Origin of the sequence: Mesorhizobium hawassense (assembly GCF_003289945.1) — a bacterium.
Taxonomy (GTDB): domain Bacteria; phylum Pseudomonadota; class Alphaproteobacteria; order Rhizobiales; family Rhizobiaceae; genus Mesorhizobium; species Mesorhizobium hawassense.
On record NZ_QMBP01000011.1, the window covers coordinates 214,848 to 226,285 of the forward strand.

10 protein-coding genes and 1 tRNA gene are annotated in these 11,438 nt (G+C 62.9%); all 11 read right to left on the bottom strand.

Annotation, left to right across the window (positions count from 1 at the left end):
- Positions 1 to 73 precede the first annotated feature (73 nt).
- The gene (rpoB, locus tag DPM33_RS22550) at positions 74 to 4,210 is read right to left on the bottom strand and encodes a DNA-directed RNA polymerase subunit beta (RefSeq protein WP_112099617.1); all 4,137 of its coding nucleotides are present in this window, start codon (positions 4,208 to 4,210) and stop codon (positions 74 to 76) included.
- A 268-nt stretch (positions 4,211 to 4,478) separates the two neighbouring features.
- The gene (gene rplL / locus DPM33_RS22555) at positions 4,479 to 4,859 is read right to left on the bottom strand and encodes a 50S ribosomal protein L7/L12 (RefSeq protein WP_059189560.1); all 381 of its coding nucleotides are present in this window, start codon (positions 4,857 to 4,859) and stop codon (positions 4,479 to 4,481) included.
- A 54-nt stretch (positions 4,860 to 4,913) separates the two neighbouring features.
- Entirely contained in the window at positions 4,914 to 5,432 is a 519-nt protein-coding gene (gene rplJ, locus DPM33_RS22560; protein ID WP_112099618.1) for a 50S ribosomal protein L10, read from the bottom strand.
- Between the two features lie 371 nt (positions 5,433 to 5,803).
- Positions 5,804 to 6,502 (bottom strand): 50S ribosomal protein L1, encoded by a 699-nt coding sequence (gene rplA, locus DPM33_RS22565; protein WP_112099619.1) that lies wholly within the window; start codon positions 6,500 to 6,502, stop codon positions 5,804 to 5,806.
- 4 nt (positions 6,503 to 6,506) lie between these two features.
- Positions 6,507 to 6,935, bottom strand: coding sequence for a 50S ribosomal protein L11 (gene rplK / locus DPM33_RS22570; RefSeq protein ID WP_042642146.1), 429 nt, complete (start codon positions 6,933 to 6,935; stop codon positions 6,507 to 6,509).
- A 187-nt stretch (positions 6,936 to 7,122) separates the two neighbouring features.
- The gene (gene nusG / locus DPM33_RS22575) at positions 7,123 to 7,650 is read right to left on the bottom strand and encodes a transcription termination/antitermination protein NusG (RefSeq protein WP_041003121.1); all 528 of its coding nucleotides are present in this window, start codon (positions 7,648 to 7,650) and stop codon (positions 7,123 to 7,125) included.
- Positions 7,651 to 7,677: 27 nt separating this feature from the next.
- The gene (secE, locus tag DPM33_RS22580; protein ID WP_027170383.1) at positions 7,678 to 7,881 is read right to left on the bottom strand and encodes a preprotein translocase subunit SecE; all 204 of its coding nucleotides are present in this window, start codon (positions 7,879 to 7,881) and stop codon (positions 7,678 to 7,680) included.
- Between the two features lie 349 nt (positions 7,882 to 8,230).
- Positions 8,231 to 8,306 (bottom strand) — tRNA-Trp (locus DPM33_RS22585).
- 143 nt (positions 8,307 to 8,449) lie between these two features.
- A complete protein-coding gene (locus DPM33_RS22590) occupies positions 8,450 to 8,935 on the bottom strand; it encodes a group II truncated hemoglobin (protein WP_112099620.1) in 486 nt (161 codons plus the stop codon).
- An 88-nt stretch (positions 8,936 to 9,023) separates the two neighbouring features.
- Positions 9,024 to 10,622, bottom strand: coding sequence for a COG3904 family protein (locus DPM33_RS22595; RefSeq protein WP_112099621.1), 1,599 nt, complete (start codon positions 10,620 to 10,622; stop codon positions 9,024 to 9,026).
- 223 nt (positions 10,623 to 10,845) lie between these two features.
- A partial coding sequence (locus DPM33_RS22600; protein ID WP_245442318.1) for an EF-Tu C-terminal domain-related protein occupies positions 10,846 to 11,438 on the bottom strand: 593 nt, incomplete at its 5' end.

Genomic DNA, 11,438 nt, shown 5'->3' on the forward strand with positions numbered 1-11,438 from the left:
CCGCAGACTGGCCGGTCAAACCGGCCGAAAAACCTGAAGGACGCGCCGCTCCAGGAGCGGCGCGCCATAGCCTTTACTCGGCTGCGTCGGGCAGACGCGTCTGGTTCTCTTCGACCTGGGTGTTCTCCAGCTCGACATTGAGACCGAGCGAGCGCATTTCCTTGACGAGAACGTTGAAGCTCTCCGGGATGCCCGCCTCGAACGTGTCGTCGCCGCGCACGATCGCCTCGTAGACCTTGGTGCGGCCGGCGACGTCGTCCGACTTCACCGTCAGCATTTCCTGCAGCGTGTAGGCGGCGCCGTAGGCTTCGAGCGCCCAGACCTCCATTTCGCCGAAGCGCTGGCCGCCGAACTGCGCCTTGCCGCCCAGCGGCTGCTGGGTGACGAGCGAGTACGGACCGATCGAACGCGCGTGGATCTTGTCGTCCACCAAGTGGTGCAGCTTGAGCATATAGATATAGCCCATCGTCACCTTGCGATCGAACGGCTCGCCGGTGCGGCCGTCATAGAGCTGCGACTGACCGCTGGTGTGCAGGCCAGCCTGCTGCAGCATGGTGTTGATGTCGGCCTCGTGCGCGCCGTCGAACACCGGTGTCGCGATGGAGACGCCGCGGCGCATCTGCTCGCTGAGGCGAACGATGCTCTCGTCGTCATATTCGCGGATCGGCTCGTTGCGGTCGTTGGCCGGCATGAAGCTTTCCAGCGTCTTGCGCAGAGGCTTGATGTCGCCGCCACCCTTATACGCGTCGATCAGCTCGCCGATCTTCCTGCCCATGCCTGCGCAAGCCCAGCCCAGATGCGTTTCCAGGATCTGGCCGACATTCATGCGGCTCGGCACACCCAGCGGGTTGAGCACGATATCGGCATGCGTGCCGTCCTCGAGGAAAGGCATGTCCTCGACCGGAACGATGCGCGACACGACACCCTTGTTGCCGTGACGTCCGGCCATCTTGTCGCCCGGCTGCATCTTGCGCTTCACCGCCACGAAGACCTTGACCATCTTCATGACGCCCGGAGGCATTTCGTCGCCGCGCTGCACCTTCTCGACCTTGTCCATGAAGCGCTGCTCGAGCGCCTTCTTGGACTCGTCGTACTGGCCGCGCAGAGCCTCGAGCTCGCCCTGGAGCTTCTCGTTCTCGACGGCGAACTGCCACCACTGCGAGCGCGGATACTCGTCGAGCGTGTCCTTCGACAGCTTCGAGCCCTTCTTGAAGCCCTTCGGCCCGGCAATCGCTTCCTTGCCGACCAGCATATCGGAAAGACGCGCATAGACGTTGCGGTCGAGGATCGCCTGTTCGTCGTCGCGGTCCTTGGCCAGACGCTCGATCTCCTCGCGCTCGATCGCCATCGCGCGCTCGTCCTTCTCCACGCCGTGGCGGTTGAAGACGCGCACTTCGACGACCGTGCCGAAGGTGCCCGGAGGCATGCGCATGGAGGTGTCGCGAACGTCCGAGGCCTTTTCGCCGAAGATGGCGCGCAGAAGCTTTTCTTCCGGCGTCATCGGGCTTTCGCCCTTCGGCGTGATCTTGCCGACCAGGATGTCGCCCGGCTGCACTTCGGCACCGATATAGACGATGCCGGCCTCGTCGAGGTTCTTCAGCGCTTCTTCCGAAACGTTCGGAATGTCGCGCGTGATTTCCTCCGGCCCGAGCTTGGTGTCGCGCGCCATGACCTCGAACTCCTCGATGTGGATCGAGGTGAAGACGTCGTCGGCCACGATGCGCTCGGAGAGCAGGATCGAGTCCTCGTAGTTGTAGCCGTTCCACGGCATGAACGCGACCAGCACGTTGCGGCCGAGCGCCAGATCGCCGAGCTCGGTCGACGGACCGTCGGCAATGATGTCGCCCTTGTTGACGCGGTCGCCCATGCGCACCAGCGGACGCTGGTTGATGCAGGTGTTCTGGTTCGAACGCTGGAACTTCATCAGCCGGTAGATGTCGACGCCGGACTTGCCGGGATCGAGATCTTCCGTGGCGCGGATGACGATACGGGTCGCGTCCACCTGGTCGACCACGCCGCCGCGACGGGCGCCGATGGCGGCGCCAGAGTCACGGGCGACGACCGGCTCCATGCCGGTGCCGACGAACGGCGCCTCGGCGCGCACCAGCGGCACGGCCTGACGCTGCATGTTCGAGCCCATCAGCGCGCGGTTGGCGTCGTCGTTCTCGAGGAACGGGATCAACGCTGCCGCGACAGACACCATCTGCTTCGGCGAGACGTCCATCAGGTCGACGTTTTCGCGCGGCGCCATCATCACTTCGCCGGCGTTACGGCAAATGACGAACTCGTCGACGAAACCGCCATTCTTGTCGAGCTCGGCATTGGCCTGCGCAACGTGGTGCTTGGCCTCTTCCATGGCCGACAGGTAGACGACCTCATTGGTGAGCTTGCCGCCCACGATCTTGCGATACGGGCTTTCGATAAAGCCGTATTTGTTGACGCGCGCGAAGGTCGCCAGCGAGTTGATCAGGCCGATATTCGGACCTTCCGGCGTCTCGATCGGGCAGATGCGGCCGTAATGCGTCGGGTGCACGTCGCGCACCTCGAAGCCGGCGCGCTCGCGGGTCAGACCGCCCGGTCCAAGCGCCGAGAGACGACGCTTGTGGGTGATCTCCGACAGCGGGTTGGTCTGGTCCATGAACTGCGACAGCTGCGAGGAACCGAAGAACTCGCGCACGGCGGCGGCCGCCGGCTTGGCGTTGATCAGGTCCTGCGGCATGACCGTGTCGATCTCGATCGAGGACATGCGTTCCTTGATCGCGCGCTCCATGCGCAGCAGGCCGACGCGGTACTGGTTCTCCATGAGCTCGCCGACCGAACGCACGCGGCGGTTGCCGAGATTGTCGATGTCGTCGATCTCGCCCTTGCCGTCACGCAACTCGACCAGCGTCTTGACCACGGCCAGGATGTCTTCCTTGCGCAGCACGCGCACGGTGTCCTCGGCCTTGAGCTCGAGGCGCATGTTCATCTTGACGCGGCCGACGGCCGACAGGTCATAGCGCTCGCTGTCGAAGAACAGCGAGTTGAACATGGCTTCGGCGGTCTCGAGCGTCGGCGGCTCGCCGGGGCGCATGACGCGGTAGATGTCGAACAGCGCGTCCTGGCGGCTCTCGTTCTTGTCGACGTTGAGCGTGTTGCGGATATAGGCGCCGACATTGACGTGGTCGATGTCCAGGATCTGGATCTCTTCCTCGCCGGTGCCGAGCAGCACCTTCAGCGTCTTGTCGTCGATCTCGTCGCCGGCTTCGAGGAAGATCTCGCCGGTGGCGTAGTTGACGATGTCCTCGGCGAGGTAGTTGCCGAGCAGATCCTCGTCGGTCGCCTTGATGGCCTTGAGACCCTTCTCGCCAAGCTGGCGCGCCTGGCGGGCGGTGATCTTCTTGCCCTGCTCGACGACGATCTCGCCGGTATCGGCATCAATCAGGTCGCCGACGGCCTTGAGGCCGCGGAAGCGCTCGACGTTGAACGGAATGCGCCAATGGTCGCCAGCGCGCTTGTAGGTGATCTTGTTGTAGAAGGTCGACAGGATCTCTTCGCCGTCCATGCCGAGCGCCATCAAGAGCGACGTCACCGGGATCTTGCGGCGGCGGTCGATGCGGGCGTGCACGACGTCCTTGCTATCGAACTCGATGTCGAGCCACGAGCCGCGATAGGGAATGACGCGCGCGGCAAACAGAAGCTTGCCCGACGAGTGCGACTTGCCCTTGTCATGGTCGAAGAAGACGCCCGGCGAGCGGTGCATCTGCGAGACGATGACGCGCTCGGTGCCGTTGACGATGAAGGTGCCGTTCGACGTCATGAGCGGCATGTCGCCCATATAGACGTCCTGCTCCTTGATATCCTTGATCGACTTCGCGCCGGTATCCTCGTCGATATCGAACACAATGAGGCGCAGCGTCACCTTGAGCGGCGCGGCATAGGTCAGGTCGCGCTGACGGCACTCGTCAACGTCGAATTTCGGTGCCTCGAACTCATACTTCACGAACTCCAGCATCGAGGAGCCGGAAAAGTCGGAGATCGGGAAGACCGACTTGAAAACAGCCTGCAGCCCTTCGTCCGGACGGCCGCCCTTGGGCTCGTCCACCATCAGGAACTGGTCATAGGATGCCTTCTGAACCTCGATGAGGTTCGGCATCTCCGCAACTTCCGGGATTTTTCCGAAGAATTTGCGTACGCGTCTGCGGCCATTGAAAGTCTGGGTCTGGGCCATCGTCGCTCCTTAGCTCTGAACTCGGGGCGAACCTCGCCGTGGTTCGCCTTGCATGCCGAGCCACCTGGGCGGCGGCTCTCTGTCTGTTCTCCGGCCTCCCTTGCCAATTATTTGGCGGCGGCCGGCTAAAACGGGAGAAAACCCGTTTCCTGAAGGCCGGACCGCGGCCCTCAGGAAAGAGGTTCTCGTCTGTTCTCGCGCTACGCGTTCTCCCCTGCCAGGCAGGGGAGTGGCGGACGGCGCGAGGCCGCCCGCCGCTTGATACGTCTTACTTCAGCTCGACCTTGGCGCCAGCTGCTTCCAGCTGAGCCTTGAACTTGTCGGCGTCGGCCTTGGAAACGCCTTCCTTGACCGGCTTCGGAGCCGCTTCGACCAGGTCCTTGGCTTCCTTGAGGCCAAGACCGGTGATGGCGCGGACTTCCTTGATGACGTTGATCTTCTGAGCGCCGGCGTCGGCGAGAACGACGTCGAATTCCGTCTTCTCTTCAGCCGGAGCAGCAGCAGCGGCACCAGCGCCGCCAGCAGCGGCAACCGCCACCGGAGCGGCAGCCGAAACGCCCCACTTCTCTTCCAGGAGCTTCGACAGCTCGGCCGCCTCGAGGACGGTCAGCTTCGAAAGGTCGTCTACGATCTTTGCCAGATCAGCCATTGTTGTATTCCTTTACTTGGTTCGAACGTGTGTTGTTGACAGCGAGGAACGGCCTCATGCCGCCTCGTCCTTCCGGGCGTAAGCGCCGATGACACGCGCGACCGAAGCCGCGGGCGCATTGACGATCTGGGCGATCCGGGTTGCCGGCGTGGCGATCATGCCAACCAGCTTGGCGCGCAACTCGTCGAGCGACGGAAGTGTGGCGAGTGCCTTCACTCCGTCGGCGTTGAGCGAGGTCGAGCCCATCGCGCCGCCGAGAATGACCAACTTGTCATTCCCCTTGGCGAAATCGGACGTGACCTTCGGCGCCGCAACCGGATCCTCCGAATAAGCGACCAGCGTCTGTCCTTTGAACAGATCGATGATCGATGCGGAGTCCGTGCCCTGAAGAGCGATCTTGGCGAGACGGTTCTTCGCGACTTTGACGGTGCCGCCGGCGGCGCGCATCTTCGACCGGAGGTCGTTCATTTGCGCCACGGTGATACCGGCGTAGTGGGCCACGACGACTGAACCTGCGTTTCCGAACGCTTCGTTCAGGCCCGTGACGAGTTCGCGCTTTTCCGCTCTGTCCACTGCCTATCTCCAGTTGACCCCTGCCTCATTTTCGAGGTCAGAAGTCGGGTTGCCTTTTGCCGGCCGGGCCATCCAAATCCTGGATCTCCCGAACGGCGCTCGAGGATCCTGCCCCCTTTCGCCACACCGACGGCCAAAGCCGGCGATGCGCTGACAAAAGGCAAACACGGTTCGAACCTTTCATTGGAGCTTTGGGCTCCTTTGTCGGGTCTTCACCCGTCTCATGCAGGCCCAGACGAATTAAGGCTTTGGGCCGCCTGCAATCTCGGACAGGATATCCGGAAACCTTTCGGCTTCCGGGGTACCGGGCCGCCGACGGATCGGCGGTCCGGAATTCTTCAGTGATCGGCTTTAAGCCGATCCGATAACACTTACGACGCGGCGAGCGTCGAGAGGTCGAGCTTGAGGCCCGGACCCATCGTCGAGGTGACGGACACCTTCTTGACGTAGTTGCCCTTGGCGCCGGTCGGCTTGGCCTTGTTCACCGCATCGGCGAAGGCGCGCACGTTTTCTTCCAGCGCCTTGACGTCGAACGAGACCTTGCCGACGCCGGCCTGGACGATACCGGCCTTCTCGACGCGGAACTCGACGGCGCCGCCCTTCGAAGCCTTGACGGCCGCGGCCACGTCGGTGGTCACGGTGCCGACCTTCGGGTTCGGCATCATGCCGCGCGGGCCGAGCACCTTACCCAGGCGGCCGACCAGCGGCATCATGTCCGGGGTGGCGATGCAGCGATCGAAATCGATCGTGCCCTTCTGGACGATGTCGACCAGGTCCTCGGCGCCAACGATATCGGCGCCGGCGGCCTTGGCTTCCTCGGCCTTGTCGCCACGGGCGAACACGGCGACACGCACGGAGCGGCCGGTGCCGTTCGGCAGGTTGACCACGCCGCGGACCATCTGGTCGGCATGACGCGGATCGACGCCGAGATTCATCGAGATCTCGACGGTCTCGTCGAACTTCACCTTGGACCGGTCCTTGAGCAGCTGCAGCGCCTCATTGAGGGCGTAGGCCTTGTTCGGATCGATGCCTTCGCGGCTCTTGGCAACACGCTTTGCAATCTTTGCCATGATCTTAGCCCACCACTTCCAGGCCCATCGAGCGGGCGGAGCCCTCGACCATGCGCATGGCCGCCTCGACGTCGTTTGCGTTCAGGTCCTTCATCTTCTGCTCGGCGATCGCGCGCACCTTGTCGCGGCTGATCGTGCCGACCTTGGTCTTGCCCGGCTCCTTGGAGCCCGACTTCAGGTTGGCGGCCTTCTTCAGGAAGTAGCTCACCGGCGGCGTCTTCATGACGAAGGTGAACGACTTGTCCTGGTAGTAGGTGATGACGACCGGGATCGGCGATCCCTTCTCGAGCTCCTGGGTCTGCGCGTTGAACGCCTTGCAGAATTCCATGATGTTGATGCCGCGCTGACCAAGCGCCGGGCCGATCGGGGGTGACGGCGTAGCCGAACCCGCGGCAACCTGGAGCTTGAGCTGGCCTGCAACTTTCTTAGCCATCTCTATTCCTGCCTTTTCTCATGCCGGCCCCTTTATGCGGGAAGCGCGGCGGTTGCAGTCTGGTGGTGCGGTTCCGACGGCCGGCTATGCCGCCTTCGCCTCCCACCCGTTCATGCGGCGCTTCAAGCAACCGCCCCAACGCCCTGCGGCGCGGGTTCCCGACGCCCTTCGGGCGCGGGTGTTCGGATCAGCCCTTTTCGACCTGTCCGAATTCCAGATCGACGGGCACGGCGCGCCCGAAGATCGAAACTTCCACCTTGAGGCGGGCGCGCTCCTCGTCCACTTCCTGGACGACGCCATTGAACGACGCGAACGGACCGTCCGAAACGCGGATCGCCTCGCCTATCTCGAAGGTGACCGAGGGCTTCGGCCGCTCGACGCCTTCCTGAACCTGATTCAGGATGCGCTGCGCCTCGGTCTCGGTGATCGGCACGGGCTTGGAGTCGCCCAGGAAGCCGGTGACCTTCGGCGTGTTCTTGACCAGCGAGAACACGGCATCCGTCAGGTTAGCCTTCAAGAGCACATAGCCCGGGAAGAACTTGCGCTCGGCATCGACCTTGCGGCCGCGGCGGATCTCGACGACCTTTTCGGTCGGCACGACGATCTGCTCGATCTCGCCGGACAGGCCCTTCTGCTTGGCCTTGTTCTCGATATCCTCGGCGACCTTCTTCTCGAAGTTCGAATAGGCGTGGACGATATACCACCGCGCAGTCATTTCACGACCTCTCCGTAAACCGCCGAATTAATGCCCGAGACCCAGGATCCACTCGATCGCATAGCCCATCAGAATATCGGCAGCGAAGAAGAAGAGCATCGCGATCACCGCGAACACCAGGACCATCACGGTCGAGATCATGGTTTCGCGCCGCGAAGGCCATGTCACCTTTGCCGTCTCCGCGCGAACCTGCTGGAGAAAGGTGAAAGGATTAGTGGTTTTCGAAGCCATGTGCCGCCTGTTTTAAAGACCCGTTGGCCGGGCCTCCTGGATGATCCCGCTGGCCGGGACGTACCGCCTGGGCTCTATGCGGCGCCGATTCAGCACCACCATTTCACCCATGCAAATCAGACGCGTAAAGCTGGCTTCCCAGCTCCACGCGTCGCGTGTCTGTTCTGTCTACATAAAACCGATTCTTAATCCACGCAAGTGGCAAGGGTCCGCTTTATGTTCTAGCGCCGCCTCGGAACCATCCAGTCGTCCCGTCCCGGCTATGCGGGGCTTATGCCCGAATTCCCACTATATGGCAAGCCACCCGGCGATTTTCAAATATCGAGGCTTGGATTGGCCATTTGGAAAATGGCACGGGCAGCAGGGCTCGAACCTACGACCTGCGGTTTTGGAGACCGCCGCTCTACCAACTGAGCTATGCCCGTGCATGCGCTTGTTCGGCGCAGGCGCTTCCTAAAAGCTTCCGGGCCCTCTGTAAAGAGCGCTCCGATGCTGTTTTGAAAGCTTTGCCGGAAATCTGGATTCCGGTTCAGCTGCCAATCTCGCTCCCGATTGAGCGCGTTCGCGCCTAGGGCTTTCCGGCCGGCGGCTTGTACGGTCCGCCGGGCACGCCCCAGCCCCAGGCCGGCATCGGCTCGGTCTCGGGATCGCAGGTCTCGCCGAGATTCGAATTCATCTTCGCCAGCCGCGATCCCCACTCGACATAGCCCATGAAAGCGGAACGGAATTCCGGGTCGTCGGGCAGGCCGATCTCATCCGCCGCGTCGGCCAGCAGGTTGATCCAGCGGCGCCGCTGTTCTTCGGTGAGGTGCTTGCCGAGATGATGCATCACCATCTCGCGATGTCCACCAAACTCCTCGCTATAAGTCTTCGGCCCGCCAAAGACCTCGCCGATGAAGGCGGCGACATGCGCCGGATGATCGGGCGACATGGTCTTGAACACCGGTCCTACGATCGGATCCCGCGCCACCTTGTCGTAAAAGGTCCGTGTCAGCCGGTTCAGCGCCTCGATACCGCCGGCCCATTGATACAAAGTCGGGATGTCCTCGCTCATCTCCGCTCCTCCATTCTGCAGACAGCATCGGGAAGATAGTGCCAGCGCCCTGCCCGGCTCAACCTGCCTCCATGGCCAGTGCAAGTGGCTAGAGCCTCGCTGGCGCCTTTGCCTCGGCGTCGGCGGCCGGAAGGACCCGGCAATTGTCCGGCCTCGGCGCGGATCTGCAGATCGTGGCGCCCGTCAGCGCGTCCACCGATTGCGGCCCGGTCGTCAGTCCGAATTTCCGTAATTCGTCCCGGCTGAGTTCCCTGTGCTTCGCATATTCGGCCGATTGCATGGTGACGAAAAAGCCCGAGCCGATCGTCATCTCGTCGAGATACGTCCTGACCTTGTCTTCCATGCCCATGGAATGCACCAGGAAATGCGCATCGGCGCCGACCAGGCGCCGCACGCCGCCGGCGACCATCACCGCGCAGGCGGCGTCGCATTCGGCGCCTGCATCGACGGTGAGGCCGGAATGGAGACCGTCGGTTGCGACGCAACCAACCGTATCCGGGTCGCAATCGAGAAAATCGGTTCGGGCGACCGCGACATCCAGCCTGCGTTCGCGGATCAGTCGGCCCGCGGCAAGCGCGGCCTGCACATCTCCACCCTGCGAGTTGACTATGACGGGCAACCGGCGCTCACGGATGGTATCGAGCAACTGGCGCAACTTGTCGGCCGTGCCCGAGGCGATCGTGCCTTCCGCCGAAATCCATTCCGGACAATCGGGATTGCAAAGCGGATTGCTGCCGCGAACAAGAACGAAGCGCATCTCTTGTTCCTGGGCCTGCGGCGCGGGCGCAGGAGCCGGGGCAATGGGAGAAGGCTTGGCATCGACGGCCGCAACCTCGGTCGGCTTGGCGTTCGCCGGAATCGCGCGACAGTTCGCCGGCACCGGCTGACGCTGGCAAATGGTCCTCTCGGTCAGCAAATCGAGCGAATCGAGGCTGGTGACGAGCTTCATCCCGAGCATGTCCTTGGGCTCGATCTGCCTGATGTCGCTGGCGGGCGTCGCCTTCATCACGTCCAGCACGCCCCGTTCCACGCCCATCTCCTTCAGATAGCCCGACAGCCGTTTCTCGACCGCGTTGCTCATCTCGAATGTCTTGTAGCTGCCGGCATTCTTGCGGCTGACGATCTTGGTGCTGATGATCTTCTTCTTGCCGTTCACCATCCGATAGGTCGTGCGGTAGAGCAGCTTCTCGCGCCGGAAGGTGGTGGTGATCTGATGCACACCGAGATAGGCCCATTCACCAACGACGCGGCGGATGCCGCCGGCAAACATCAGCGGGCAGGCAGAATTACACATCGCGCCACTGTCATGAGCGACACCGGAATAGGACTCGCCCTTGCCGTCATTATCCCGGCAATTCTTCATTCCCGGCGAACAGCCGGAAAATTCGGTGATGCCGACCGCGATATCGAGCTTGTTCTTGCGCACCAAGCGGCCAAGCTGCAGCGCGGCATCGACATTGCCGCCGGGAGAATTGACGACGATCGGCAGCGGCCGCCCGCCGAGCGTCTTCAGCAGGCGCTTGAGCAGTAACGGCGTGCCCACGTCGATCGTGCCTTCGGCGGAAATCCATTCCGGGCAGTTTGGCTCGCAGCCCGGCGCGCTGGACCGCACGACGACGAAACGCATCGTCGGACCGTAATCCGGGGGATCTTCCTTTGCGGTGGCGCCGAACGCGGCCAGCGCCATGACAACGGCCGCCCCCACGCGGAGCAGTCCGCGCCAGCACCGCACGGTCTTTGAACGGAATATGGAAACCACGTCTGGCAGCCCCAAGGATACAACCCATACTAGTTGGGGCGACGATGCTTGCAACAGAATTGACGAAGAGCCGTGCGATCCTGTCGCCGAAACGAAAAAGGGCGGCCCGAAGACCGCCCTTGCCTTGTCGAGCCGGCAAAAGCCGGATCGGTTATTCTTTGATGGTGACGACGATGCCGGCACCGACGGTGCGGCCGCCTTCACGGATGGCGAAGCGCAGCTTCTCTTCCATCGCGATCGGCACGATCAGCTCGACGTCGACGGTGATGTTGTCGCCAGGCATCACCATCTCGGTGCCGGCCGGCAGCGTCACGATGCCCGTCACGTCGGTCGTGCGGAAGTAGAACTGCGGACGGTAGTTGGTGAAGAACGGCGTGTGACGGCCGCCTTCGTCCTTGGTCAGGATGTAGGCTTCGGCCACGAACTTCTTGTGCGGCTTCACCGAACCGGGCTTGGCCAGAACCTGGCCGCGCTCGACGCCTTCACGGTCGACGCCGCGCAGCAGCGCGCCGATGTTGTCGCCGGCCTGACCCTGATCGAGCAGCTTGCGGAACATTTCGACGCCCGTGCAGGTCGTCTTGGTGGTCGGACGGATGCCGACGATCTCCAGTTCCTCACCGACCTTGACGATGCCGCGCTCGACGCGGCCGGTCACCACCGTGCCGCGGCCCGAGATCGAGAACACGTCCTCGATCGGCATCAGGAACGGCTTGTCGAGCGGGCGAACCGGCGTCGGGATGTAGG

Bases quoted from the DNA above. Each gene is read 5' to 3' on its own strand.
- rplL (WP_059189560.1), bottom strand. From the start codon at position 4,859: ATGGCTGATCTGGCAAAGATCGTAGACGACCTTTCGAAGCTGACCGTC.
- rpoB (WP_112099617.1), bottom strand. From the start codon at position 4,210: ATGGCCCAGACCCAGACTTTCAATGGCCGCAGACGCGTACGCAAATTC.
- secE (WP_027170383.1), bottom strand. From the start codon at position 7,881: ATGGCTTCGAAAACCACTAATCCTTTCACCTTTCTCCAGCAGGTTCGC.
- DPM33_RS22590 (WP_112099620.1), bottom strand. From the start codon at position 8,935: ATGAGCGAGGACATCCCGACTTTGTATCAATGGGCCGGCGGTATCGAG.
- rplA (WP_112099619.1), bottom strand. From the start codon at position 6,502: ATGGCAAAGATTGCAAAGCGTGTTGCCAAGAGCCGCGAAGGCATCGAT.
- rplK (WP_042642146.1), bottom strand. From the start codon at position 6,935: ATGGCTAAGAAAGTTGCAGGCCAGCTCAAGCTCCAGGTTGCCGCGGGT.
- DPM33_RS22595 (WP_112099621.1), bottom strand. From the start codon at position 10,622: ATGGCGCTGGCCGCGTTCGGCGCCACCGCAAAGGAAGATCCCCCGGAT.
- nusG (WP_041003121.1), bottom strand. From the start codon at position 7,650: ATGACTGCGCGGTGGTATATCGTCCACGCCTATTCGAACTTCGAGAAG.